We start from the raw sequence: 25,282 nt of genomic DNA, 5'->3' as shown, positions 1-25,282 counted from the left end.
GGCCCCCAAGATGAGTGCTAGTACCCGTATCGCCTTTCCGCCGGAACTCCACACCTGCGTGAACGGCTTCCTCTCGCAGGCCAACGACCTGCACAAGACCTATACCTACGATTCGGTCAGCGCGTCGCTGCTTTACGCCGCCGCCCGCTACAACGTGCACGGATTCCTGCAGCAGGACGATGCCCGCCACGTCAGCCGCGAAGATTTCGTCCAGTACATGGTGGACCTGTACCGCCGCATGCTCGACGAGAATCTCGAGTCCGGCACGACCGATCCTTCCTCGCTTTCCTGATCCGCCGGACCCAGAACAATGACCGAACAGAAGCCGCAAATCGGATCGCCGGAAATCAATCCGGAGTTTTTCGTCCGCGTCAACGACATCCTCGAACAGGCCAATCGCGTCGAGCAGCGCCTGGACTCGAGCCATGCGCAGCTGGTGATCCTGCATGCGTTCTGCCGCTACAGCGCCCATCACTTCCGTCAGGTAGTGAAGCCGGGGGACGACAGCGCCGAAGAACGCGGTCGTTTCGCCGACTACATGTCGGCGCATGTCCGCGAATCCATCCTCAAGCACCTCGACGATCTCGCTGGCGCCCCGCAGGCGCAGGCGGCGGCGCAGGAAGAGAAAGACGCCTGATGGATCGCATCGCGGCGTCGTTCGCTCGCCTGCAGGCGACGCGCCGCAAGGCCCTGGTGCCGTTCTTCACCGCCGGCGACCCTTCACTGGATGCGACGGTGCCGCTGATGCACGCGCTGGTGGAAGCCGGCGCCGACATCATCGAACTCGGCGTGCCTTTTTCGGATCCGATGGCCGATGGCCCGACGATCCAGCGCAGCTCCGAACGTGCGCTCGAACGCGGCGCCAATACGGCCTATGTGTTCGATTGCGTGCGTGACTTCCGGCAGCGCGATCCGCGCACCCCCGTGGTGCTGATGGGTTACCTCAACCCGGTGGAGATGCGCGGTTACGCCGCTTACGCGCGACAGGCGGTCGCGGCCGGCGTCGACGGCGTGCTTCTGGTGGATCTGCCGGCGGAAGAATCCGGCGATGCCCGCAGCGCGTTCGACCAGGAAGGCCTGAAGCTCATCGCGCTCGCATCGCCGACCACCACGGCCGCTCGCATGGCAGTGTTGGCCCGTCAGGCCGGCGGCTATGTCTACTACGTTAGTTACGCCGGGGTCACCGGCGCCGATCGCATCGACGGCGACGACGTCGCCGGACGAACGGCCGAGCTGCGGGCATTGAGCCGCGTGCCGGTCGTGGTCGGTTTCGGCATCAAGGATGCGGCGTCCGCCTCGGCGATGGGAAAGCTGGCCGATGGCATCGTGATCGGCAGCGCGCTGGTCCAGGCCATCTCGACGGCGGTCGATGCCGAGGACGCGCAGGACCGCGCGCGCGCGTTCCTGCGCCCCCTGCGGACGGCCTTGGACGCTTCGTCCACGGTGGCTTGAGCTACACTGCCCGATACCATTTCCTGGCGAGTTCCCGATGAGCTGGTTGACCAAACTGATGCCGGCGCGCATCCGCACCCAGGGCAGCGGCAAGCGTGGCGTGCCCGAAGGGCTTTGGGAAAAATGCGACAGCTGCGGCACGGCGCTGTACGGCCCCGAGCTGGAAAAGAACCTGCGTGTCTGCCCCAAGTGCGACCATCACATGAGCATCGGCGCACGCGAGCGCCTGGCTTCTTTCCTGGACGAGGGCGAGGTCGAGGAACTCGGCGCCGAACTCGGTCCGGTCGACGCTCTGCACTTCAAGGACCAGAAGCGCTACGCCGACCGCATCGTCGCCACGCAGAAGGCTATCGACGAGCGCGATGCGCTGGTTTCGATCTGCGGCAAGCTGCACGGCCGCGATGTCTGCGCCAGCGCCTTCGAATTCCGCTTCATGGGCGGTTCGATGGGCTCGGTGGTGGGCGAACGTTTCACCCTGGCAGCCGAGAAGGCGCTGGAGTTGCGCTGTCCCTTCGTATCCTTCGCCGCTTCCGGCGGCGCGCGCATGCAGGAAAGCCTGTTTTCGCTGATGCAGATGGCGAAGACCTCGGCAGCGCTCGGGCGGCTTCGCGCCGCTGGCCTGCCTTACGTCTCGGTGCTGACTCACCCGACGACCGGCGGCGTCACGGCGTCTTTCGCGATGCTGGGCGACCTGAACGTCGCCGAGCCGAAGGCGCTGATCGGATTCGCCGGGCCGCGCGTGATCGAACAGACGGTACGCGAGAAACTGCCGCCGGGATTCCAGCGTTCGGAGTTCCTGCGCGAACACGGCACGGTCGACCTGATCGTCGACCGGCGCGAACTGCGCGACCGTCTCGCGGCGCTGTTCGCCCTGATGATGGACCAGCCGGCGCCGGTGGCTGCGGAATCCTGAGGCCGGCCGCATGAGCGCTCGCAGGTATTTCGGCACCGACGGCATCCGCGGACGGGTCGGCGAGGGGGCGATTTCGGCCGATTTCATGTTGCGCCTTGGCCGCGCCGCCGGCACGGTGCTCGCGGCCGGCCGAGACGGCGCCAGCGTCGTCATCGGCAAGGACACGCGCATTTCCGGCTACATGTTCGAATCCGCGCTCGAAGCCGGTTTGGTCGCCGCCGGCGTGGACGTGCGCCTGCTCGGTCCGATGCCTACGCCCGCCGTCGCGCATTTGACGAGATCCTTGCGCGCCGACGCCGGCATCGTCATTTCCGCTTCGCACAATCCGCACGAAGACAACGGCATCAAGTTCTTTTCCGCCCACGGCGAAAAGCTTGCCGATGCCGTCGAACTGGCCATCGAGGCCGAACTCGAGCAGCCGTTCCGGACGGTCGCCTCGGAAAACCTCGGCAAGGCCTCGCGCGTCGCCGACGCTTTGACCCGCTACGCCGAATTCTGCAAGGCCAGCGTGCCGCAGTCCCTGTCGCTGCAGGGCATGAAGCTGGCGCTGGACTGCGCCCACGGTGCGACCTACCAGGTCGCGCCGAAGGTGTTCGCCGAGTTGGGTGCGGAAGTCTCAAGCATCGGCGTGCAGCCCGATGGGCTGAACATCAATCGCGGCGTCGGCTCGACGCACCCCGAAGCCTTGGTCGCGCATGTGCTCGCGACCGGTGCGGATCTCGGCATCGCCTTCGATGGCGACGGCGATCGCCTGCAGATGGTCGACGCTTCCGGCCGGTTGCACGACGGCGATGCCCTCATCCATTTGCTCGCGATCGATTGGCAACGACGCGGTCGTTTGCGCGGGCCCGTGGTCGGCACCCTTATGAGCAATTACGCGCTGGAAAAAGCGATGGCGGATCGCAGCATCGGCTTCGTCCGCGCCAAGGTCGGCGACCGCTTCGTGCACCAGGCTCTGGTCGAAGGCGACGGCGTGCTCGGAGGCGAGGCTTCCGGTCATCTGCTCTGCCTGGACCGCGCCAGCACGGGCGACGCCATCGTCGCCGCGCTGCAGGTGCTGCAGTGCCTGCAAACCGAGGGGCAGACCTTGCAGCAGGCGCTCGAGCCCTACCGGCCGTTGCCGCAGAAGACCGTGAACGTGCGCATTGCCGCCGGCGTCCAGCCGCTCCAGCACCCCAGCGTGCAGGCCGCACGCGCCGACGCCGAGGCGGCGCTGGAAGGGCGCGGTCGGCTGGTGCTCAGGCCTTCCGGCACCGAACCGGTCGTGCGCGTCACCGTGGAAGCGGCCGACGAGAACCTGATGCAGCGCGTGCTGGACGAACTTTCCGCCGTCGTGCGCGCGGCGGCCTGACGCGTTTGCCGGCCGGGCCGGCTGCGCTAACCTATTGACCGAACCGTTGGAAGCGATAACGCCATGAGTCAGATCCCCAGCCTGGATATCCGTCGTTTCGACACCGACCGCGAGGCTTTCGTCGCCGAACTGGGCGCCGCCTACCGCGAGTGGGGCTTCTGCGGCATCGGCGGCCACGGCATTTCGCCGCAGCTCATCGATGGCGCCTACCAGGCGTTCAAGGCCTTCTTCGCGTTGCCCGAGGATATCAAGCGCAAGTACCACGTGCCCGGCAGCGGCGGCGCGCGCGGCTATACGCCTTTCGGCATCGAGACGGCGAAGGATTCCAAGCATTTCGACCTGAAGGAGTTCTATCACGTCGGCCGCGAATTGCCGCCCGGTTCGCCTTACGCCAGCGTGATGCCGCCGAATCTCTGGCCGGAGGAAGTGCCTGAATTCAAGCGCTACGCCTACGAGTTGTACGAAACCCTCGATGCCCTGGGATCGCGCGTGCTGTCGGCGCTGGCCCTGCACATCGACTTGCCGGAAAACTATTTCGCCGACAAGACCAATAACGGCAACTCCATCCTGCGGCCGATCCATTACCCGCCGATCACGGCCGACGACATTCCCAACGTGCGCGCCGGCGCGCACGAAGACATCAATTTCATCACTTTGCTGGTCGGCGCCAGCGCTGCCGGCCTGGAAGTGCGGTCGCGCAAGGGCGAATGGGTGCCGTTCACGGCGGAGGCCGACACCATCGTCGTCAATATCGGCGACATGCTGCAGCGCCTGAGCAATCACGTTTATCCGTCGACCACGCACCGCGTGGTGAACCCGCCGGGTGACCTGGCGCGCAAGCCGCGTTATTCGACGCCGTACTTCCTGCATCCCAACCCGGATTTCCTGATCTCCACCTTGCCGGGTTGCGTGAGCGTGGAGAACCCGGACCGCTATCCGACGCCGATCACGGCGCACGACTACCTGCTCGAGCGCCTGCGCGAGATCAAGCTGGTCTGATCGGCGGCGCGGCGGGTTTCAGACCATCCAGAAAAACACTGCCGCCATGCGTTGCTCGAGCAAATCGAGGCCGCAATAGGAGGTGGCGCTGTGCAGCAGGCTGGCGCTGTACAGCAGCATGCGGTTGAACTTGTTCGGTACGCGCACGTCCTCGACGAAGGCGTTCGGCGGCACGAAGCGCGTGCCCAGCGCATCGACCATGTTGTTGTGCGGCGCCTCGACCTTGTTGCCGCCGAGTTCGCCGTTCGGCATGCGTTGCCGATAGAAGCTGGTGCCGCAGTCGATCGGCGCGCCCGGCGTCAGGTACAGCACGCCGGCATAACGGCAGAGGCTGCGCGAATCGGTGTGCGGTTTCGCCTGCGCCTCGCGTGCGCCGACCACCTGCACGCAGTTGTGGTTCAGGCGTGCGCCGCCCGGCGCCGTTTCGACCCACAGTTTCGATGCGCCCGTGACCTGTTTCACCCAGGTTTCGATGCGGCCGATCTCGTCCGGCTGCAGGGCGGGGATGGCGCGACGCCCGGGCCACGCTTCGGGGCGGTGCGGATGGCCCAGTATCCAGTCGGTCTTGGCCAGGCAGCGTTCGCGGACCTGTTCGGGGTTCGGCAGGGCATCGTCGAGCACCCAATAGTTGCGGCCTTCGACCGGGGCTTCGTAGGGCAGGACGCGGATGCGCGTTGCGTAAGGATTGAAGTCGTAGGGATTCATCGGGTCGTCGTCTCAGTCCGCGTCGCGGAAGTCCTTGCTGCGCCCGCTGACCAATGCGCTGGCGAGCGGTGCCGGCAGGTGCTTGGACAGGAAAGCTATCAGCTTGTTCGTCTTGCCGGTAACCAGGCGGGTGCGGCCGCTCTCGACGGCTTCGACGCCCTGCGCCGCGACCTGTTCGCTGGTCAGCCACAGGAACTTGGGCAGCTTCGAGATCTTGCCGCGCATGCCGTTGACGTCGTGGAACTCGGAGTAGGTGAAGCCCGGGCAGAGCGCGGTGACATGCACGCCTCGCGGTCCGGATTCGAGCGCCAGGCATTCGGAGAAGCGGATCAGCCAGGCCTTGGTCGCGCCGTACAAGGTATGGCCGGCGGACGGCGGAACCAGACCGGCCAACGACGCGATGTTGAGGATGCGCCCATGGCCTGCCTGTTCCATGGCAGGCAAGTAGAGATGGGTGAGTTCGGCGACGGCGGTGATCATGACCTGCAGGAAGTCGGCATGGATCTTCCATCCGCTGGAGAGGAAGCGCCCGGGCACGCCATAGCCGGCGTTGTTGACCAGCGTATCGACGAACAGGCCGCGTGCCTGCGTCTCCGCGAACAGCGATGCGGGCGCTGCAGGATCGGCCAGGTCGGCGGCGATCACCACGCAGGGCACCTGGGCGGCCAGTTGCTGCGCCAACGCTTCCAGCCGATCCGTGCGCCGGGCGGTCAGGATCAGCGGCTTGCCGCGGCGCGCGTACTCGCGCGCGATCGCCGCACCGATGCCGCTCGAGGCGCCGGTGATCAGTGCGTAAGCGGGGGAGGGCGTGGTCATGAGGCTTTCCGATCGTTGCAGGCGTATCGGAAAACTAGCGCATATCGGGTGGCTTGCGATGACGAGGCCAGCGCGGCGCGCGCCTTCGGCGATGCAGGAGCGTGTCCTGCGTCACAAGGGCGGGGCAGCCTTGGGGCGTTGCGCATGTTTTGGGGCGGGCGGGCGGCGGGGTATCCTTTGCGCCTGACCCAAGTGGAGGCCGTATGCGCCAGAAGATCGTGGCCGGCAACTGGAAGCTGCACGGCAGCCGGGCCTTTGCCCGCGAATTGCTCGATGCGGTGGTGGCCGAACCCGAAATCGAGGGCGTGGAACTCGTCGTTCTTCCGCCATTGCCTTTCATCGGCGAGTTGGCCAGCCGATACTCCCGCCCCTCGCTGCGCTTCGGCGCCCAGGACCTGGGCGTGCACGTCCAGGGCGCCTATACCGGCGAGGTGTCCGGCAGCATGCTCGCCGATGTCGGTTGCAGCTATGTGCTGGTAGGGCATTCCGAGCGTCGCGAGTACCACGGCGAAAGCAGCGAACTGGTCGCCGAAAAATTCGTCGCCGCGAAGAAGGCAGGATTGATTCCCATCCTTTGCGTCGGCGAGACCCTGCATCAACGCGAGGCCGGCCATACCGAATGGGCCATCCAGAAGCAGCTCGACCCGGTGTTGTCCGCCGCTGGCGACCAGGCTTTCGAACAGGCCCTGCTGGCTTACGAGCCGGTGTGGGCCATCGGCACCGGAAAGACCGCCAGCCCGCAGGAAGCGCAGGCCGTACATGCCTTCATCCGTAGCGAACTGGCGGCCCGGGATGCTAATATCGCCCGCTTGCTGCCGATCCTGTATGGCGGCAGCGTGAAGCCCGCCAATGCCGCCGACCTGTTCGCACAGGCGGATGTCGATGGCGGCCTGATCGGAGGCGCTTCGCTCGCCGCCCGGGATTTCCTCGCCATCGCGCAAGCCGTGGCCCGCTGAAAACGAAAAAATGCTCCATACCCTGCTCAACGTCGTCTACGTTCTGATCGCGATCGCGATGATCGTGTTCATCCTGCTCCAGCGTGGTGCCGGCGCACAGGCCGGTTCCGGCTTCGGCGCGGGCGCGTCCGGCACCGTTTTCGGTGCGCGCGGATCGGCCAATTTCCTCTCGAGTTCCACCAAGGTGCTCGCCGCGCTGTTTTTCGCACTGAGCCTTTTCATGGCCTGGCAGGCGACCCATGGCCTGCGCAAGCCGGAAACGGGCAAGGCAGACCTTGGCGTCATGAACAATCTCCCGGCCGCGCCTGGCGAAAAAGCGCCCGCCGCGTTGCCGAGTGCCCCTGCACTTCCGGCCGCCCAGCCTGCACCGGCCCAGACCGCGCCGGCTCAAAGCACGCCTGTCATCGCACCGGCGCCGCAGCCCGCCAACAGCGCGCAACCCACGCCCGCCGTGGAGCAGGAACAGGCACCGGCCGAGGGCAACAAGGGCGGTTGATCCGCTGGTACAATCTCGCGTCTCGATCCGGCGACGGATCGAGAACATGCCCAGGTGGCGGAATTGGTAGACGCACTACCTTGAGGTGGTAGCGGCGAAAGTCGTGGGGGTTCGAGTCCCCCCTTGGGCACCAATCCTTAGGAACAGATCATCGGCCGGCGACGGTGCGATGGGGCGAAAGCGCCGGGCGGCGCAGGCAAAGGAGTCGCGCATGCTGGGCGAATATCTGCCGATCCTGTTGTTTCTCGCGGTGGCCGGCGTGATCGGCATCGCGCTGCTGGTGTTGGGTTCGGTCTTCGGGCGCGTCCTCACCGGCGCGCGCAGCGACGACGAGAAACTCTCTCCCTACGAATGCGGCTTCGAGGCATTCGAGGACGCGCGCATGCAGTTCGACGTGCGCTACTACCTGATCGCGATCCTGTTCATCGCCTTCGACCTGGAAATCGCCTTCGTGTTTCCGTGGGCGGTGATCTTCCGTCAGCTCGGTTACATCGGCCTCGTCGAGATGGGCATCTTCCTCGGCCTGCTGGTGCTGGGCTTCGTCTACGTCTGGAAAAAGGGAGCGCTCGAATGGGAGTGATGCAATCCATTTCGAATGCGTTGCACAACCCGTTGCCGATCGAGACGGTCGACGACATCCTGCGCCCCGGTCCGGACAATCCCCTGATCGAGCGCGGTTTCGCCACCGCCCGACTCGACGATCTGGTCAACTGGGCGCGCACCGGCTCGATGTGGCCTATGACTTTCGGCCTGGCTTGCTGCGCCGTCGAGATGATGCACGCCGGCGCCTCGCGCCTGGACCTGGATCGCTACGGCGTGGTGTTCCGCCCGTCGCCGCGGCAGTCCGACGTGATGATCGTCGCGGGCACCCTGGTCAACAAGATGGCGCCGGCGCTGCGCAAGGTCTACGACCAGATGCCCGATCCCAAATGGGTCATTTCCATGGGTAGCTGCGCCAACGGCGGCGGTTACTACCACTATTCCTATTCGGTGGTCCGCGGGTGCGATCGCATCGTGCCGGTGGATGTCTACGTGCCTGGTTGTCCGCCGACGGCGGAAGCGCTGGTCTACGGCATCCTCCAGCTGATGAAGAAGATCCGCCGGACCAACACCATCGCGCGCTAAGCGCGGCCACGAACCGCAGGCACAGCCGACGCCATGCCCGATCCGAACCTCAGCCTGTCAGACCGCCTCAAGGCCCGCTTCGGCGAACGTGCGTTGTCGGTCGTCGAAGCTTTCGGCGAAACCACTCTCGAAGTCGACGCCCTGCATTGGCGCGAGGTCGCGCGCCAACTGCGCGACGAACCCGAGTTCGGTTTCGAGTCGCTGATCGACCTTTGCGGCACCGACTACCTCAGCTACGGCGACGACGAATGGGAAACCACCGACGTCAGCTCCGAGGGTTTTTCCCGTGGCGTCGACGGGCAGGGACCCGGACGTTTCAGCTGGGAGAACCGGCCGATGGGGCGCGGCCCGGATCGGCGCTTCGCCGCCGTCGCGCATCTGCTGTCGGTCACGAACAACAAGCGCCTACGCCTGCGGTGCTTTGCGGCTGACAATAGCCTGCCTGTCGTGCAGTCGCTTGTTGAGGTTTTCCCGGTGGCAAATTGGTTCGAGCGCGAGGCCTTCGACCTGTTCGGGATCGTTTTCGAAGGGCATCCGGACCTGCGTCGCATCCTCACCGACTACGGTTTCGTCGGCCATCCGTTCCGCAAGGATTTCCCGCTGATCGGCAACGTCGAAGTGCGCTACGACGCCGACCGCAAGCGCGTGGTGTACGAGCCCGTGAGCATCGAGCCGCGCGTGGGCGTGCCGCGCGTGGTGCGCGAGGATTCGCGATGGCAGCAGGCGCAGGCCGAACAGACGCAGGTGAAGAAGGCATGAGCGCGCCCGCCAGCAGCAAGCAGGAAATCCGCAACTACACGCTGAACTTCGGTCCGCAGCATCCGGCGGCGCACGGCGTGTTGCGCCTCGTGCTCGAGATGGACGGCGAGGTCGTGCAACGCGCCGATCCGCATATCGGCCTTCTGCATCGTGGCACCGAGAAGCTTGCCGAGAGCAAGCCGTTCAACCAGTCGATCGGTTACATGGACCGGCTCGACTACGTGTCGATGATGTGCAACGAGCACGCCTACGTGCGCGCGATCGAAACCCTGATGGGCATCGACGTGCCGGTTCGCGCGCAGTACGTCCGCACGATGTTCGACGAGATCACCCGCATCCTGAACCACCTGATGTGGATCGGTTCGAACGGGCTCGACCTCGGCGCCATGGCCGTGTTCCTCTATGCCTTCCGCGAGCGCGAAGAGCTGATGGACTGCTACGAGGCGGTGTCGGGCGCACGCCTGCACGCCACCTACTACCGTCCGGGCGGCGTCTATCGCGACCTGCCGGATCGCATGCCGCAGTATCGCGAATCGCCCTGGCGCAAAGGCCCGGAACTCAAGCGCCTGAACGAATGGCGCGAAGGCTCGTTGCTCGACTTCCTTGAAGCATTCACCGACGATTTCCCGCGCCGCGTCGACGAATACGAAACCCTGCTGACCGACAACCGCATCTGGAAGCAGCGTACCGTCGGCATCGGCGTCGTGCCGCCGGAGATGGCCAAGGCCTGGGGCATGACGGGCCCGATGCTGCGTGGTTCCGGCGTCGCCTGGGATCTGCGCAAGAAGCAGCCCTATGCGGCCTACGACAAGGTCGATTTCGATATTCCGGTGGGCGTGCAGGGCGACTGCTACGACCGCTACCTCGTGCGCGTCGAGGAGATGCGCCAGTCGAATCGCATCATCAAGCAGTGCGTCGATTGGCTGAAGCGCAATCCTGGCCCGGTGATGGCGAAGAATTTCAAGGTCTCGCCGCCTTCGCGTTCGGAGATGAAGGACGACATGGAAGCGCTGATCCACCACTTCAAGCTGTTCACCGAAGGCTATTCGGTGCCGGCGGGCGAGGTGTATTCGGCGGTCGAAGCGCCCAAGGGCGAGTTCGGCGTCTACATGGTGTCGGACGGCGCCAACAAGCCTTTCCGCCTCAAGCTACGCGCTCCCGGTTTCGCCCACTTGTCCTCGATGGACGCGATCGTGCGCGGCCACATGCTGCCGGACGTCGTGGCGATGATCGGCACCTACGACATCGTGTTCGGCGAAGTGGATCGCTGAGGATCGCACCAAGAATGAAAGCTACCGGCAATTTCGAAGCCTGCCAGCACGTCGACCCGATGGTCGCGCTGACGGCGCATACGCGCGAGCATATCGACCATTGGGTGTCGAAGTTCCCGCCCGACCGCAAGCGCTCCGCGGTGATCCAGGGACTGATGGCCGCGCAGGAACAGAATGGAGGCTGGCTGACCGACGAGATCATCGCCGCCGTCGCCAAGTACCTCGGGCTGCCTCCGGTTTGGGCCTATGAAGTGGCCACGTTCTATTCGATGTTCGATCTGCAGCCGGTCGGCAAGCACAAGGTCGCCATCTGTACGAACATCAGCTGCTGGCTCAACGGCGCCGAAGACCTCGTGCGCCATGCCGAGAAGAAGCTCGGTTGCAAGCACGGCGGCACCAGCCCGGACGGGCGCATCACGTTGAAGATCGAAGAAGAATGCCTGGCCGCTTGCGCCGGCGCGCCGATGATGGTCGTTGATGGCCATTATCACGAGCGCCTGACGCCGGCGAAGATGGACGAACTCTTCGACGGACTGAAGTAAGGAACCGCCATGGCACACCACGCACATCACGGCCCGGTCGGTCCCGCTCCCGAAGAGCACAACGTCGTTTACACGACGCTGCATTTCGAGAAGCCCTGGTCCTACGAGAATTACCTCAAGACCGGCGGTTATGCCGCGTGGCGCAAGATCCTCAGCGAAAAGATGGATCCGGCCCAGGTGATCGAAATGGTCAAGCAGTCCGGCCTGCGCGGTCGTGGCGGCGCGGGCTTCCCGACCGGCTTGAAGTGGAGCTTCATGCCGCGTTCGGCGCCGGGTCAGAAGTACATCCTCTGCAATTCCGACGAATCGGAACCGGGTACCTGCAAGGATCGCGACATCCTGCGTTACAACCCGCATGCGGTGATCGAAGGCATGGCGATCGCCTGCTACGCCACCGGCTGCACCGTCGCTTACAACTACATGCGCGGCGAGTTCCATCACGAGCCCTTCGAGAATTTCGAAGAAGCACTGAAGGAAGCCTACGCCAACGGCTGGCTGGGCAAGAACCTGCTCGGCACCGGCGTGGACGTGGACATGTATTCGGCGCTCGGCGCCGGCGCCTACATCTGCGGCGAAGAAACCGCGCTGATGGAATCGCTGGAAGGCAAGAAGGGCCAGCCGCGCTACAAGCCGCCGTTCCCGGCTAACTACGGCCTGTTCGGCCGGCCGACGACGATCAACAACACCGAGACTTACGCCTCGGTACCGGCGATCATCCGCAACGGCGCCGAGTGGTTCCTCAATCTCGGCAAGCCGAACAACGGAGGTCCGAAGATATTCTCGGTCTCCGGCCACGTCGAGAATCCCGGCAACTTCGAGATCCGTCTCGGCACGCCGTTCTCCGAATTGTTGAAGATGGCCGGTGGCGTGAAAGGCGGCCGCAAGCTCAAGGCCGTGATTCCCGGCGGTTCGTCGATGCCGGTGTTGCCCGCCGACACGATGATGGCCTGCACGATGGACTACGACTCGATCCAGAAGGCCGGCTCCGGCCTCGGCTCCGGTGCCGTCGTCGTGATGGACGAAACCACCTGCATGGTGCGCGCCTGCCAACGCATCGCGCGCTTCTACTACAAGGAAAGCTGCGGCCAGTGCACGCCTTGCCGCGAAGGCACCGGCTGGATGTACCGCATGCTGACCCGCATCGTCGAAGGCAATGCCTCGCTCGAGGATTTGTCGATGCTGAAGGCGGCGGCCGGCCAGATCGAAGGCCATACCATCTGCGCGTTCGGCGAAGCCGCGGCCTGGCCGGTGCAAGGCATGCTGCGCCACTACTGGCACGAGTTCGAATACGCGATCGTCAACAAGCGTTTCTACGTCGACGACGTGGCGAACGGCACGATCAACGTGGAGCAGGCCGCATGAGCATCCACATTCCCCGGCGATCGCCGAAATACCTGTCGATCGCCAGCCCGCTTGACTCAAGGGGGCTGGTATTCGCTCCGTTTGGAGGTGTGCGTTGAGCGCCCAACCTACCAATCAGGCCGCTCCGGATACGGTGAATATCGAGATCGACGGCCAGCCGATGCAGGCGCCGAAGGGTTCGATGATCATTCATGCCGCCGACAAGGCCGGCATCCCGATTCCGCGCTTCTGTTACCACGAGAAGCTTCCGATCGCGGCCAACTGCCGCATGTGCCTGGTCGACGTCGAGAAGATGCCCAAGCCTGCGCCGGCCTGCGCCACGCCGGTCATGGAAGGCATGAAGGTGACGACGCAGACCAAGCGCGCGCTCGATGCGCAGCGCAATGTCATGGAATTCCTGCTCGTCAACCATCCGCTGGATTGCCCGATCTGCGATCAGGGCGGCGAATGCGAGCTGCAGGACGTTTCGATGGGGTACGGGCGTTCGGTCAGCCGCTACGTCGACCGCAAGCGCGTCGTCGCCGACGAGGACATGGGGCCGCTGGTCGCCACCGACATGACGCGCTGCATCCAGTGCACGCGCTGCATCCGTTTCACCGCCGACATCGCCGGTACCTACGAGCTCGGCGGCATGAGCCGCGGAGAGAACCTGCAGATCGGCACCTACGACGGCAAGCCGTTGACCACCGAACTTTCCGGCAATGTCATCGACGTCTGCCCGGTCGGCGCTCTCACCAACAAGGTGTTCCGTTTCCAGGCGCGCGCCTGGGAGCTGGTGGCGCGCGAGAGCCTCGGTTACCACGATGCGCTCGGCTCCAACCTCTACCTGCACCAGCGTCGCGGCGAAGTATTGCGCGCCGTGCCGCGCGACAACGAAGCGGTGAATGAGTGCTGGCTGTCGGACCGCGACCGTTATTCGCACCAGGGCCTGTCGGCATCCGACCGCGTGACCAAGCCGCTGGTTCGGGAAGGTGATTCCTGGCGCGAAGCGTCCTGGGAAGAGGCGCTGGCGATCGCGTCTGCGGCCATCCGTAGCGTGCCGGCGAATGAATTGGGCGTATTGGCCCATCCGGCGACGCCGAATGAGGAAGGCGCGTTGCTGGCCGGCATCGCCGAAGCCCTCGGGAGCGCCAACATCGATCACCGTCTCAAGCAGGTCGATTTCGCTGGCGCCGCCGTGGCCGAGGCTTTCCAGATGTCGGCCGCAGCGATGGAGACCGCTTCGGTCGTGTTGCTGGTCGGCTGCAATCTGCGCCACGAGGTTCCGCTGCTGCACCAGCGCCTGCACAAGGCGGGCAAGCGCGGCACGAAGATCTTCGCGATCAATCCGGTCGATTTCGATTTCACCTTCGCCCTGGCCGGCAAGCGCATCGTTCCGCCTTCGCGGTTACCGGCGGCGCTTGCCGCCGCCGCGCAAGCGGCCGGCGCCAGCCTGCCCACGTCGTTGCCGATCGATGCCGACGATAGCCTGCGTCCGATGGCCGAGGCACTGGCCAAGGCGGATGGCAATGCCGTGATCGTGCTGGGCGAGATCGCCGAGAACCATCCGCAGGCCTCGCATCTGCACGCCGCCGCGCGTGCGCTGGCGAAGGCGACCGGCGCGAAGCTCAATCGTATCCCGCAGGGCGCCAACGCCCTTGGGCTCGCGTGGCACGGCGTGTTGCCGAAGGGCCAGGGACGCCATGTCGGCGCAATGCTCGACGGCGCGACCAAGGCCTTCGTCCTGTACGGCATCGAACCGCAGTACGACTTCGCCCACGGCGCCCAGGCACTGAGGGCACTGGCGTCGGCGAAGGTCGTGGCCTTCTCGGCCTATGCCAGCGAGGAGCTGAAGAAGATCGCGCACGTTGTCCTGCCCATCGGCCTGTTGCCGGAAGTCGACGCCAGCCTGGTGAACCTCGATGGCACGACGCAGTACGCCAATGCCGCCGGGCGATTGCCGGGCGAGGCACGCCCGGGTTGGCGCGTGCTGCGCGCGCTGTGCGACGCCCTTGGCCTGAAAGGTTTCGATTTCACCGATCTCGCCGGTTTGCGCTCACAGTTGCGTGCCGAAGCGCCCGTCAGCGGGGATGGTCTCGCCGCCGTCGCGGCGAAGGGCGCCGGCCTGGAACGCATCACGACGACGCCGATCTATCGCGGCGACGCCGTGCTGCGCCGTTCCGCCGCATTGAATTCGCACCCGCTGACGCGCGGCGCGCATGCCGCGCTGCATCCGGAAGAAGCGATCGCGCTGGGCCTGTCGGACGGCGCGATGCTGAAAGCCGGCGATGGCACGGGTAGCGTGACGCTGCCGGTGTCGATCAATCCGCGTGTTCCGCGCGGCGCGATCTGGATCGAGTCGGGCTACGAGGCCACGGCACCGCTGTCGCCGACCGCCAACCTCTCGGTAGTGAGGGCCTGACGTGTTCGACATGCTTCGCGACCTCCTGCTGCAATACGGCCTGATCGGCGCTTTCGTCTGGACGCTGCTCAAGGTGCTGGTGATCGCCGTGCCGCTGATCCTGGCGGTGGCGTTCTACACCCTTTTCGAACGCAAGGTCATCGGCTGGATGCACGTCCGCCACGGGCCGCAGTTCGTCGGTGGCTTCATGGGCATCGGCGTCATCCAGGCCTTCGCCGACGTGTTCAAGATGCTGTTCAAGGAACTGATCGTTCCTTCCAGTGCCAGCCCCTTCCTTTATCGCCTTGCGCCGCTGCTGGCGTTGGCGCCTTCGTTCGCGGCCTGGGCCCTCATCCCGTTCGGTCCTGGCGATGACGGTCCGGCCGTGCTGGCGAACGTCAATGCCGGCCTGCTGGCCTTGTTGGCGCTCACGTCGATGGGCGTGTACGGCATCATCCTCGGCGGCTGGGCGTCCAACTCGAAATACGCGATGCTCGGTGCCTTGCGCTCTGCCGCGCAGGTCGTCAGCTACGAGATCGCGATGGGCTTCGCGCTCGTCGGCGTGCTGGTCGCGGCGGGCAGCATGAACCTGACCGAGATCGTCAACGCGCAGGCCGGCGACCTGGGCATCGGCGAATGGTTCGTCTGGCCCTTGCTGCCGCTGTTCCTGGTCTATTTCATCTCGGGCGTCGCCGAAACCAATCGCGCACCCTTCGACGTCGCCGAAGGCGAGTCGGAAATCGTCGCCGGTTTCCACGTCGAATACTCGGGTTCGGCCTTCGCGATCTTCTTCCTGGCCGAATACGCCAACATGATCCTGGTCAGCTTCCTGGCCGCGCTGCTGTTCCTCGGCGGCTGGCTGTCGCCGTTCCCGGCGACGGTGCCGTGGCTGGGCGTGGCGGGATGGTGGTGGTTGTTCGCCAAGGCCTTGTTCTTCGCCTTCTCGTTCGTCTGGTTCCGCGCCAGCTTCCCGCGCTACCGCTACGACCAGATCATGCGCCTGGGCTGGAAGGTCTTCATTCCCATCACCATCGTCTGGATCTTCGTGACGGCGGTGGCCGCTTACAACAACTGGTTCGTCATCGGGGCCTGATCGGACATGAGCCGCGTAATCAACTACTTGCGCAGCCTGATGCTCCTGGAGTTCCTCCAGGGCCTGTGGCTGACCTGGAAATACATGTTCAAGCCCAAGTACACGGTGAACTATCCCTTCGAGAAGTTCCCGCAATCGCCGCGCTTCCGGGGCTTGCACGCGCTGCGCCGCTATCCGAACGGCGAAGAACGCTGCATCGCCTGCAAGCTGTGCGAGGCCGTCTGCCCGGCCCTGGCCATCACCATCGACGCGGCGCCGCGCGAAGACGGTTCGCGCCGGACGACGCGTTATGACATCGATCTGTTCAAGTGCATCTATTGCGGCTTCTGCGAAGAGAGCTGCCCGGTGGATTCGATCGTCGAGACGCACATCCACGAATACCACTTCGAACAGCGCGGCGAGAACGTCGTCACCAAGGACAAGCTGCTCGCCATCGGCGACCGCTTTGAATCCGAGATCGCGGCCCGACGCGCCGCCGATGCCGCGTTCCGCTGAGGGCAGGGGAGAGAAATGTCCTTCGAACTGATCGCCTTCTACCTGTTCGCCGCCGTCGCCGCCCTGGCCGCGCTCGGCGTGATCCTGGTGAAGAACCCGGTGCACGCCGCCCTCAGCCTGGTGCTGACCTTCTTCTCGGTCGCATGCCTGTGGCTGCTGCTGCAGGCGGAGTTCCTCGGCATCGTGCTGATCCTCGTCTACGTCGGCGCGGTGATGATCCTTTTCCTGTTCGTCGTGATGATGCTCGACATCAACCTCACGCCGAAGCGCGAAGGTTTCGCCCGCTATTTCCCCATTGCGACGGCCGTCGCCGCGATCATGTTCGTGGAGATGATCGGGTTGATCGGTATTCGCGGCGGTCGCGACGTCACCGAGCTGGCCAGTACCGACCCGGCCGCTGCGGCGAACCTGAGCAACCTGGAGTGGATCGGCCATTCCCTGTTCACCCGGTACATGCTGCCGTTCGAGGTCGCGGCGGTCATCCTGACGGTGGCGATCGTCGTCGCCGTCATGCTGACCCTGCGCCGCCGCAGCGGCACCAAGCACCAGGACCCGGCGCGCCAGGTCACCGTGCGCCGCGAGGACCGCGTGCGCCTGTTGAAGATGAAGGCCGAGCGGTCGACGGCGCATGACGGCGAGGAGGGTAACCCGTGATCACCCTGAATCATTATCTCGCCCTGGCGGCATTGCTTTTCGCCATCAGCGTGGCCGGCATCATCATCAACCGCAAGAACTTGATCGTGCTGCTGATGTGCATCGAGTTGATGCTGCTTTCGGTGAACATCAATTTCGTCGCCTTCTCCCGTTTCCTCGGCGACGTTTCCGGCCAGGTCTTCGTCTTCTTCATCCTGACCGTCGCGGCCGCCGAGGCGGCGATCGGACTGGCGATCCTCGTAACCCTGTTCCGCAACCGGCGCACGATCAACGTGGCCGAGCTCGACTCCCTGAAGGGCTGACATGGCGCCTGTATCCGCACCGGAATTCACCCTTTCGGTTACCAACCTGCTGATAGTGGCGCTGGCGCCCTTGTTCGGCGCCATCGTCGCGGGCCTTTTCGGTCGCCAGGTCGGCCGCACCGGCGCGCACACGGTGACCATCATCGGCGTGGCGATCAGTTTCGCCCTGTCCTGCCAGGTCCTGTACCAGCTGACGACGGGGCAGACGGATCCGTTCAATCAGAACATCTATACGTTTTTCGAAGTCGGCAATTACTCCGCCCATGTCGGCTTCATGGTCGACAAACTGACGGCGATGATGATGGTCGTGGTGACCTTCGTGTCGCTGCTGGTGCACGTCTACACCATCGGCTATATGGCGGAAGACCCGGGCTACCAGCGATTCTTCAGCTACATCTCGCTCTTCACCTTCTCCATGCTGATGCTGGTGATGAGCAACAATTTCCTGCAGCTGTTCTTCGGCTGGGAAGCGGTGGGCCTGGTGTCTTACCTGCTCATCGGCTTCTGGTTCAAGCGGCCCAGCGCGATCTTCGCCAATCTGAAGGCTTTCCTGGTCAACCGCGTCGGCGACTTCGGCTTCCTGCTCGGCATCGCCGGCGTGTTGTTCTGGTACGGGTCGCTCGACTACTCCAGCGTATTCAGCTACGCCAGCACGCAGTCGGTCCAGACGGTTTCGTTGTTCGCCGGCCAGGAATGGTCGGTCGCCACGCTGGTCTGCATCTGCCTGTTCGTCGGCGCCATGGGCAAGTCGGCGCAGGTGCCGCTGCATGTCTGGCTGCCGGATTCGATGGAAGGCCCGACCCCAATCTCGGCGCTGATCCACGCGGCCACGATGGTGACCGCGGGCATCTTCATGGTCGCCCGCATGTCGCCGCTGTTCGAGCTGAGCGAAACGGCCCTGAACTTCGTCCTGTTCATCGGCGCGACCACGGCCTTCTTCACCGGCCTGATCGGCATCGTGCAGAACGACATCAAGCGCGTCGTGGCTTACTCGACCCTGTCTCAGCTCGGCTATATGACCGTCGCGCTGGGCGTGTCGGCTTATTCGGCCGCCGTCTACCACCTGATGACGCACGCCTTCTTCAAGGCGTTGCTCTTCCTGGCGGCGGGTTCGGTCATCATCGGCATGCATCACGAGCAGGACATGCGCAAGATGGGCGGCCTGCGCAAGTACATGCCGATCACCTACTGGACCAGCCTGATCGGCACGCTGGCCCTGACCGGCATGCCCTTGCTGTCGGGCTTCTATTCCAAGGACACCATCATCGAAGCGGCGGCGCACCATGCGCACGAGTCGCATGGTTGGGTCGCTACCTACGGCTACTGGGCCGTGCTGCTGGGCGTGTTCGTCACCAGCTTCTACAGCTTCCGCCTGCTGTACCTGACCTTCCACGGCGAGGAGCGCTTCCGTCACGCCGATACGCACGGGCATGGCGCTTCGCATGACGATCATGCGCACCCCGATGTTGCGCATGCCGAGGCGCATGGCGACGCGCACGAAACGCATCACGAACCCGACGCGCATGCGGATGATCATGGCGACGACCATGGGCATCACGGTCCGCACGAGCCGCATGAGTCCCCGTGGGTCGTGACGGTGCCCTTGATGCTGCTGGCGGTACCGTCCTTGCTGGTCGGCTTCTTCACGGCTGGGCCGATGCTGTTCGGCAAGGATTGGACGGGGCACCATGAAGTGGCACCGTTCTTCGCCGGTGCGATCGAGAACCTGCCCGAGCGCGACGTTCTCGCGAAACTGGCGGAGGAGTTCCACGGATCGTTCCAGTTCGCCCTCCATGGAATTCAGGCCTGGCCGTTCTGGTTGGCCCTCGGAGGTTTTGCATTGGCCACCGCGCTCTATCTATGGAAGCCGGCCTTGCCGGGCCGCATGCGCGCCAGCCCCGTCGGCGCGTTCTTCACGCGCATCCTCGAAAACAAGTACGGCATGGACGACCTCTGGATCGGCGGTTTCGCCGGCGGCGGCCTCGGCCTCGGCAAGCTCGCCTCGCGCTTCGGCGATGCCGGCCTGATCGACGGCCTCATCGTCAACGGCTCGGCCTGGATCGTGGATCGCGTCGCCAACCTCGTGCGGCGCCTGCAATCCGGCTACCTCTATCACTATGCGTTCGCCATGATCCTTGGCCTCATCGTGCTGCTCGCGGTGCTGGCGGGTTGGATCGGCCACTAAGCTCGCCAAGGAAACATCGATGTTCCTCGAACAACATCTCTTGAGCCTGCTGATCTGGGTGCCGATCCTCGGAGGCGCCGCGACGCTGCTGTTCGGCGATCACCGGGCAGGGCAGGCGCGCCTGTTCGCCCTGCTGGTTTCCGTGGTGGCGCTGGGCCTGTGCCTGCCGCTGATCAGCGGTTTCGACGCTACCAGCGCGGCCATGCAGTTCTCCGAATCGCATGCCTGGATTCCGACGTTCCGCATCGGCTACAACCTGGGCGTGGACGGCATCTCGGTCGCGCTGATCGCGTTGACGACCCTGACGACGGTGCTGGTGCTGCTCGGCGCCTGGGCCTCGATCGACAAGCGCGTGCCGCAGTACTTCGCCAGCTTCCTGATCCTCGAAGGCTTGATGATCGGCGTGTTCTCGGCGGTCGACTCCCTGCTGTTCTATGTCTTCTTCGAAGGCATGCTGATCCCGATGTTCATCATCATCGGCGTCTGGGGCGGTCCGCGTCGCGTCTACGCCAGCGTGAAGTTCTTCCTGTACACCTTCCTCGGCTCGGTCTTCATGCTGATCGGCCTGGTCTACCTGTACCTGAAGGGCGGCAGCTGGCAGCTGGCCGACCTCACGGCCCTGCCGCTGGATAGCACCGAGCAGATGTGGCTGTTCTTCGCCTTTCTCGCCGCTTTCGCCGTGAAGGTGCCGATGTTCCCGGTGCATACCTGGTTGCCGGATGCGCACGTCGAAGCGCCCACCGGCGGTTCAGTCGTGCTGGCCGCCATCATGCTGAAGATCGGCGGCTACGGCTTCATCCGCTTCTCGCTGCCGATCGTGCCCGACGCCAGCCACGAATACGCCTGGGTCGTGGTGGCGATGTCGCTGATCGCCGTGGTCTACATCGGCTTCGTCGCGTTGGCGCAGCAGGACATGAAGAAGCTGATCGCCTATTCGTCGATCGCGCACATGGGTTTCGTGACCCTGGGTACCTTCATCGCCCTGGCTCTGGTGCGCGACTACCAGAACTACGACGCGGCCCGCCTCGGCCTGCAGGGCGCGATGGTGCAGATGATCTCGCACGGCTTCGTTTCCGGCGCGATGTTCTCCTGCGTCGGCGTTCTCTACGACCGCGTGCACAGCCGCATGATCAAGGACTACGGCGGCGTGGTGAATACCATGCCCTGGTTCGCGGCCCTGTTCGTCCTGTTCGGCATGGCCAACGCCGGCCTGCCGGCCACGTCGGGTTTCGTCGGCGAGTTCATGGTGGTGCTGGCCAGCTTCCAGTATCACTTCTGGGTCGCTTTCGCCGCGGCCACCACCCTGATCCTCGGCGCCGCCTACACCCTGTGGATGGTCAAGCGCGTCGTGTTCGGCGAAGTCGCCAATCATCACGTCGCCGAACTGACCGACATCAATCTGCGCGAGGCCTGGGTTCTGGGCATTTTCGCCTTGGGCGTACTGGCGCTGGGCGTCTATCCGAAACCGCTGACCGACCTGATGGATGCATCCATCACGCAACTGGTCGTCCAGATCGCCACGTCCAAGCTGTAAGGGAACGAACATGTTGCTGACGCCGACCATCTCCAGCGCCGACCTGCATACCATCGTCCCAGAGCTTTTCGTCTGCGCGGCCGCGTTCGCGCTGCTGATGCTGGACCTGTTCATTTCGCAGCAGCGTCGTGGCCTGACGCATTTCCTGGCGATCCTGATCCTCGTCGCTGCGGTCGTGCTGACCTTGCGCGACGACATGGCGAGTACGCAGGTGTTCGCCTTCTCCGACATGTTCGTGCGCGATATCGCCAGCGACGTGCTGAAGCTGGCCATGTACGCGGTGGCGGCGCTCGTATTCGTCTACGCCAAACCGTATCTGCAGGACCGCGACCTGTTCAAGGGCGAGTTCTACGCGCTGGTCCTGTTCGCGCTGCTCGGAATGATGCTGATGGTGTCGGCCGCGAGCCTGGTGACGCTGTATCTCGGCCTGGAACTGTTGGCGCTCAGTTCCTACGGCCTGGTCGCGATGGACCGGGACAACGAAGTGGCCTCGGAAGCCGCGATGAAGTACTTCATCCTCGGCTCGCTCGCCTCCGGCCTGTTGCTGTACGGCATGTCCATGATCTACGGCGCGACCGGCAGCCTCACGCTCGCCGAGATCCATTCCGTCGCGGCCGGCGGTCCGAACGGGATGCTGATGTTCGGCGTGGTCTTCCTGCTGGTGGGTATCGCGTTCAAGTTCGGCGCGGCGCCGTTCCACATGTGGGTGCCCGACGTCTACCAGGGCGCGCCGACGGCGGTGACCCTTTTCCTCGGTTCGGTGCCGAAGCTCGCTGCTTTCGGCATGGCCTATCGGCTGCTGGAATCCGGCGTCGGCCCGGTCGATGGCGACTGGCGAATGATGCTGGCCTGGTTGTCGGCGCTGTCCCTGGTCATCGGCAATCTCGTCGCCCTGGTGCAGACGAACTTCAAGCGCCTGCTGGCCTATTCGACGATCTCGCACGTCGGTTTCCTCTTCATGGGCTTGGCGCAGGCCGACAACATCGGCTACGGCGCGGCCCTGTTCTATGCGATCAGCTATTCGGTGATGGCGGCGGCGGCCTTCGCGGCGGTGATCCTGCTTTCGCGTCGCGGCTTCGAGGCGGACAAGGTCGCCGATTTCCGCGGCCTCTGGCAGCGCAGTCCGATGCACGCCCTTCTGGTGTTGTTCATCATGGCTTCGCTGGCCGGCGTGCCGCCCTTCCTGGGTTTCTGGGCCAAGCTTGAGGTGATCAAGGCGGCGCTCGCGGGCGGGCTGACCTGGTTGGCCTTGCTGGCCGTCCTCTGCGCGGTGATCGGCGCCTTCTATTACCTGCGGGTCATTCGCGCGATGTTCTTCGAAGAACCCGAGGGGCAGGGGCCGCAGCTGCATGGCGACAGCCACCTGCGCGTGGTTTTCGCCGTCAATGCCAGCGCATTGCTGGTGCTGGGTATTTTCGCCGAGCCCCTGATGTACTGGTGCGAGAAAGCGTTCCCGGTCTGATCTCCGGGCGGCTTAAGCGCGGGTGAAGCCGCGCCGTGGGCCGAATAGCGCGAGACTTGCGCTGAATTCTCGCCGCCCGCTATAATTCGCGTTCACTGCTGCGGGGTGGAGCAGTCTGGCAGCTCGTCGGGCTCATAACCCGAAGGTCGTAGGTTCAAATCCTACCCCCGCTACCAGTTTCAAGGCAGGGTTCGTCCACCAACCTTGCCCGGTCTTGTCCAAGCGGTTTCGGCCGCGAAGACACCGGAACCAGGATGTACCGGAAAAGGGCCTCACGGCCCTTTTTTGTTTTCCACGTTTTTTGTTTCCGGAATCCAGCGAGCGAAAACCAAGGCAATGTCAGGCAAAGCGGAAGAACTCGTCGAGATGCTGTCGCCCACCGTGGCGGCGCTCGGTCTTGAGCTGCTCGGGCTCGAATACGCGCCGTCGAGCGGCAGCGCCATGCTGCGCCTGTACATCGACGTCGAAGGACGGCACGTCACCATCGAAGATTGCGAAGCCGTCAGCCGGGAAGTGTCGGCACTGCTCGACGTCAACGATCCGATCGTCTCGCAGTACACGCTGGAAGTATCGTCGCCGGGCATCGACCGGCCGCTGTTCACGCCGCAACAGTTCGCGCGTTTCATCGGCGAAGAGGCGAAGCTCAGCCTGCGTCTGCCGCAGGACGGCCGCCGCCGGCTGCAGGGCCGCATCGTCAGCGTCGACGGCAACGACGTCGCTATCGCCGAAGAAGGCAAGGACGGCGCGTTCGTGGTCGCCCACGACAATATCGAGAAGGCCAGGCTGGTTCCCGACCTGGTCGCGCTGGGACTGGCTCCGGCCAAGCCCGGCGGGCGCGGCGAGAGCCGTCGCAAACGCAAACCCAATGGAAATCACTGAGGGCGCCCGCGCCCGCTTGGAGTTAGAGAAATGAGCAAGGAATTGTTGCTGGTCGTGGAAGCGGTCGCCAATGAAAAGGGCGTCCCCCGCGGCGTGATCCTCGAAGCGATGGAAGCGGCCCTGGCCTCCGCGGCCAAGAAGCGCTATCCGGAGCAGGACGTCGCCATGCGCGTCTCGATCAACTCGAAGGACGGCAGCTACGAGACCTTCCGCCGCTGGGAAGTGGTGGCCGACGACGTCGTGATGGAGTCGCCGGACCGGCAGATCCGCATGATGGACGCCGAAGACGAGCAACCCGGCGTGCAGATCGGCGAGTTCGTCGAAGCGCAGGTCGAGAACGCCGAATTCGGCCGCATCGCCGCCCAGGCCGCCAAGCAGGTCATCGTGCAGCGCGTGCGCGAAGCCGAACGCGCCCAGGTGGTGGATGCATGGAAGGATCGCGTCGGCGAACTGGTCAACGGCATCGTCAAGCGCGTCGAGCGCGGCAATGTCTACGTCGACCTCGGCGGCAACGCCGAAGCATTCATCCCGAAGGACAAGGCCATTCCGCGCGACGTGCTGCGTCCGGGCGACCGCGTGCGCGGGTTCCTGCTCGACGTACGCGCCGAATCGCGCGGACCGCAGCTGTTCATTTCGCGCACGGCGCCCGAATTCATGATCGAACTCTTCAAGCTCGAAGTGCCGGAAGTCGGCCAGGGCCTGGTGGAGATCAAGGCCGCCGCGCGCGACCCGGGCGATCGCGCCAAGATCGCCGTGCTCGCCCACGATCATCGCACCGACCCGATCGGCGCCTGCATCGGCATGCGCGGTTCGCGCGTGCAGGCGGTGTCGAACGAGCTCAACGGCGAGCGCGTCGACATCGTGCTGTGGTCGGATAACCCGGCCCAGTTCGTCATCAACGCGATGGCGCCGGCCGAAGTCCAGTCGATCATCGTCGACGAGGAAAAGCACTCGATGGATCTCGCCGTGGCCGAGGACAAGCTCGCCCAGGCGATCGGCAAGGGCGGCCAGAACGTGCGCCTTGCCAGCCGCCTGACGGGCTGGCAGCTCAACGTCATGACGCAGGACCAGGTCACCGCCAAGTCGGAAGCCGAGCAGTCCAACGCGCGCAAGCTGTTCATGGACAAGCTCGAAGTCGACGAGGAAATCGCCGGCATCCTGGTGTCGGAAGGCTTCAGCACGGTCGAGGAAATCGCCTATGTACCGGCGGCCGAGCTGCTGGCGGTGGAAGGCTTCGACGAGGACATCGTCGAGGAACTGCGCGCCCGCGCCCGCGACGCGTTGTTGACCGAGGCTCTGGCCGTCGAGGAAGAGATCGAAGACCACAAGCCGACGGAAGAGCTGCTGTCGCTGCCGGGCATGGACGAGCACACGGCTTACATCCTCGCTTCGCGCGGCATCGTCAGTCGCGACGACCTGGCCGAGCTGGCGGTGGACGAGATCATCGACATCGAAGGCATGGACGAGGAGCACGCGGCCAAGCTGATCATGGCGGCGCGCCAGCACTGGTTCGAATGAGCGCCACGGCAGCAAGCGGCAACATGGAATAAA

At 64.7% G+C, this 25,282-nt stretch carries 26 protein-coding genes and 2 tRNA genes; 26 read left to right on the top strand and 2 right to left on the bottom strand.

The genetic code is table 11. The features are described from left to right. Nucleotides 1–10: 10 nt before the first annotated feature. From QM707_RS01645 to QM707_RS01620, 6 genes are all read left to right on the top strand, one after another. Nucleotides 11–292 (top strand): DUF3144 domain-containing protein, encoded by a 282-nt coding sequence (locus QM707_RS01645; RefSeq protein WP_415000129.1) that lies wholly within the window; start codon nucleotides 11–13, stop codon nucleotides 290–292. Nucleotides 293–310: 18 nt separating this feature from the next. Further along, nucleotides 311–637: a hypothetical protein gene (locus tag QM707_RS01640; protein ID WP_415000128.1), complete on the top strand. Its 327-nt coding sequence runs from the start codon at nucleotides 311–313 to the stop codon at nucleotides 635–637. Then, nucleotides 637–1,452, top strand: a complete 816-nt coding sequence (trpA, locus tag QM707_RS01635) for a tryptophan synthase subunit alpha (protein WP_415000127.1) — start codon at nucleotides 637–639, stop codon at nucleotides 1,450–1,452. The genes QM707_RS01640 and trpA overlap by 1 nt, the downstream gene beginning before the upstream one ends. Nucleotides 1,453–1,489: 37 nt before the next feature. After that, entirely contained in the window at nucleotides 1,490–2,365 is an 876-nt protein-coding gene (gene accD / locus QM707_RS01630; RefSeq protein ID WP_415000126.1) for an acetyl-CoA carboxylase, carboxyltransferase subunit beta, read from the top strand. Nucleotides 2,366–2,375: 10 nt separating this feature from the next. Beyond that, nucleotides 2,376–3,716, top strand: coding sequence for a phosphoglucosamine mutase (gene glmM / locus QM707_RS01625; protein WP_415000125.1), 1,341 nt, complete (start codon nucleotides 2,376–2,378; stop codon nucleotides 3,714–3,716). Nucleotides 3,717–3,779: 63 nt separating this feature from the next. Continuing rightward, a complete protein-coding gene (locus QM707_RS01620) occupies nucleotides 3,780–4,715 on the top strand; it encodes an isopenicillin N synthase family dioxygenase (protein ID WP_415000124.1) in 936 nt (311 codons plus the stop codon). An 18-nt stretch (nucleotides 4,716–4,733) separates the two neighbouring features. On the opposite strand, the gene QM707_RS01615 is transcribed toward QM707_RS01620, so the two are convergent. Together QM707_RS01615 and QM707_RS01610 are read right to left on the bottom strand one after the other, a co-directional pair. Further along, complete coding sequence (locus QM707_RS01615) at nucleotides 4,734–5,420, bottom strand: DUF6445 family protein (protein ID WP_415000123.1); 687 nt, start codon at nucleotides 5,418–5,420, stop codon at nucleotides 4,734–4,736. A gap of 12 nt (nucleotides 5,421–5,432) precedes the next feature. After that, nucleotides 5,433–6,236, bottom strand: coding sequence for an SDR family NAD(P)-dependent oxidoreductase (locus QM707_RS01610; protein WP_415000122.1), 804 nt, complete (start codon nucleotides 6,234–6,236; stop codon nucleotides 5,433–5,435). Nucleotides 6,237–6,439: 203 nt separating this feature from the next. Here QM707_RS01610 and tpiA point away from each other — a divergent pair, with 203 nt between their 5' ends. The 20 genes from tpiA (at nucleotide 6,440) to nusA (ending at nucleotide 25,249) form a co-directional block, all read left to right on the top strand. After that, the gene (gene tpiA / locus QM707_RS01605; RefSeq protein WP_415000121.1) at nucleotides 6,440–7,192 is read left to right on the top strand and encodes a triose-phosphate isomerase; all 753 of its coding nucleotides are present in this window, start codon (nucleotides 6,440–6,442) and stop codon (nucleotides 7,190–7,192) included. Between the two features lie 10 nt (nucleotides 7,193–7,202). Next, a complete protein-coding gene (gene secG / locus QM707_RS01600) occupies nucleotides 7,203–7,688 on the top strand; it encodes a preprotein translocase subunit SecG (protein ID WP_415000120.1) in 486 nt (161 codons plus the stop codon). Nucleotides 7,689–7,736: 48 nt separating this feature from the next. Next, a tRNA-Leu gene (locus QM707_RS01595) sits at nucleotides 7,737–7,821 on the top strand. 78 nt (nucleotides 7,822–7,899) lie between these two features. Then, complete coding sequence (locus tag QM707_RS01590; RefSeq protein WP_415000119.1) at nucleotides 7,900–8,268, top strand: NADH-quinone oxidoreductase subunit A; 369 nt, start codon at nucleotides 7,900–7,902, stop codon at nucleotides 8,266–8,268. Then, complete coding sequence (locus tag QM707_RS01585; RefSeq protein ID WP_415000118.1) at nucleotides 8,259–8,813, top strand: NuoB/complex I 20 kDa subunit family protein; 555 nt, start codon at nucleotides 8,259–8,261, stop codon at nucleotides 8,811–8,813. The genes QM707_RS01590 and QM707_RS01585 overlap by 10 nt, the downstream gene beginning before the upstream one ends. A 33-nt stretch (nucleotides 8,814–8,846) precedes the next feature. After that, a complete protein-coding gene (locus QM707_RS01580; protein WP_415000117.1) occupies nucleotides 8,847–9,572 on the top strand; it encodes an NADH-quinone oxidoreductase subunit C in 726 nt (241 codons plus the stop codon). Beyond that, nucleotides 9,569–10,843 carry an NADH-quinone oxidoreductase subunit D gene (locus QM707_RS01575; protein ID WP_415000116.1) on the top strand — a complete coding sequence of 425 codons (1,275 nt, stop codon included), beginning with the start codon at nucleotides 9,569–9,571 and terminating at the stop codon, nucleotides 10,841–10,843. Before QM707_RS01580 ends, QM707_RS01575 begins: the two co-directional genes overlap by 4 nt. A 14-nt stretch (nucleotides 10,844–10,857) precedes the next feature. Beyond that, on the top strand, nucleotides 10,858–11,385 hold the full coding sequence (gene nuoE, locus QM707_RS01570) for an NADH-quinone oxidoreductase subunit NuoE (protein ID WP_415000115.1): 528 nt from the start codon (nucleotides 10,858–10,860) through the stop codon (nucleotides 11,383–11,385). 9 nt (nucleotides 11,386–11,394) lie between these two features. Further along, nucleotides 11,395–12,747: an NADH-quinone oxidoreductase subunit NuoF gene (nuoF, locus tag QM707_RS01565; RefSeq protein ID WP_415000114.1), complete on the top strand. Its 1,353-nt coding sequence runs from the start codon at nucleotides 11,395–11,397 to the stop codon at nucleotides 12,745–12,747. A gap of 94 nt (nucleotides 12,748–12,841) precedes the next feature. Then, nucleotides 12,842–15,148 carry an NADH-quinone oxidoreductase subunit NuoG gene (gene nuoG, locus QM707_RS01560; RefSeq protein WP_415000113.1) on the top strand — a complete coding sequence of 769 codons (2,307 nt, stop codon included), beginning with the start codon at nucleotides 12,842–12,844 and terminating at the stop codon, nucleotides 15,146–15,148. 10 nt (nucleotides 15,149–15,158) lie between these two features. Further along, nucleotides 15,159–16,220, top strand: coding sequence for an NADH-quinone oxidoreductase subunit NuoH (gene nuoH, locus QM707_RS01555; RefSeq protein ID WP_415000112.1), 1,062 nt, complete (start codon nucleotides 15,159–15,161; stop codon nucleotides 16,218–16,220). A 6-nt stretch (nucleotides 16,221–16,226) separates the two neighbouring features. Next, entirely contained in the window at nucleotides 16,227–16,715 is a 489-nt protein-coding gene (nuoI, locus tag QM707_RS01550) for an NADH-quinone oxidoreductase subunit NuoI (RefSeq protein WP_415000111.1), read from the top strand. A gap of 15 nt (nucleotides 16,716–16,730) precedes the next feature. Further along, nucleotides 16,731–17,369 carry an NADH-quinone oxidoreductase subunit J gene (locus tag QM707_RS01545; protein WP_415000110.1) on the top strand — a complete coding sequence of 213 codons (639 nt, stop codon included), beginning with the start codon at nucleotides 16,731–16,733 and terminating at the stop codon, nucleotides 17,367–17,369. After that, nucleotides 17,366–17,671 (top strand): NADH-quinone oxidoreductase subunit NuoK, encoded by a 306-nt coding sequence (gene nuoK / locus QM707_RS01540; protein ID WP_415000109.1) that lies wholly within the window; start codon nucleotides 17,366–17,368, stop codon nucleotides 17,669–17,671. Before QM707_RS01545 ends, nuoK begins: the two co-directional genes overlap by 4 nt. 1 nt (nucleotide 17,672) lies before the next feature. Then, a complete protein-coding gene (gene nuoL, locus QM707_RS01535; RefSeq protein ID WP_415000108.1) occupies nucleotides 17,673–19,856 on the top strand; it encodes an NADH-quinone oxidoreductase subunit L in 2,184 nt (727 codons plus the stop codon). Nucleotides 19,857–19,875: 19 nt separating this feature from the next. Further along, on the top strand, nucleotides 19,876–21,390 hold the full coding sequence (locus QM707_RS01530) for an NADH-quinone oxidoreductase subunit M (RefSeq protein WP_415000107.1): 1,515 nt from the start codon (nucleotides 19,876–19,878) through the stop codon (nucleotides 21,388–21,390). A 13-nt stretch (nucleotides 21,391–21,403) separates the two neighbouring features. Then, nucleotides 21,404–22,852, top strand: coding sequence for an NADH-quinone oxidoreductase subunit NuoN (gene nuoN, locus QM707_RS01525; RefSeq protein ID WP_415000201.1), 1,449 nt, complete (start codon nucleotides 21,404–21,406; stop codon nucleotides 22,850–22,852). A 99-nt stretch (nucleotides 22,853–22,951) separates the two neighbouring features. Beyond that, nucleotides 22,952–23,028, top strand: a tRNA-Met gene (locus tag QM707_RS01520). Nucleotides 23,029–23,188: 160 nt separating this feature from the next. Next, nucleotides 23,189–23,731, top strand: a complete 543-nt coding sequence (gene rimP, locus QM707_RS01515) for a ribosome maturation factor RimP (protein ID WP_415000106.1) — start codon at nucleotides 23,189–23,191, stop codon at nucleotides 23,729–23,731. Nucleotides 23,732–23,761: 30 nt separating this feature from the next. After that, on the top strand, nucleotides 23,762–25,249 hold the full coding sequence (gene nusA, locus QM707_RS01510) for a transcription termination factor NusA (RefSeq protein WP_415000105.1): 1,488 nt from the start codon (nucleotides 23,762–23,764) through the stop codon (nucleotides 25,247–25,249). Nucleotides 25,250–25,282: the final 33 nt, after the last annotated feature.

Source organism: Arenimonas sp., from assembly GCF_047602345.1.
In the GTDB taxonomy this organism is placed as follows: domain Bacteria; phylum Pseudomonadota; class Gammaproteobacteria; order Xanthomonadales; family Xanthomonadaceae; genus Arenimonas.
The sequence above is the reverse complement of the archived record's forward strand: the minus strand, read 5'-3'. Positions and strand labels throughout refer to the sequence as shown.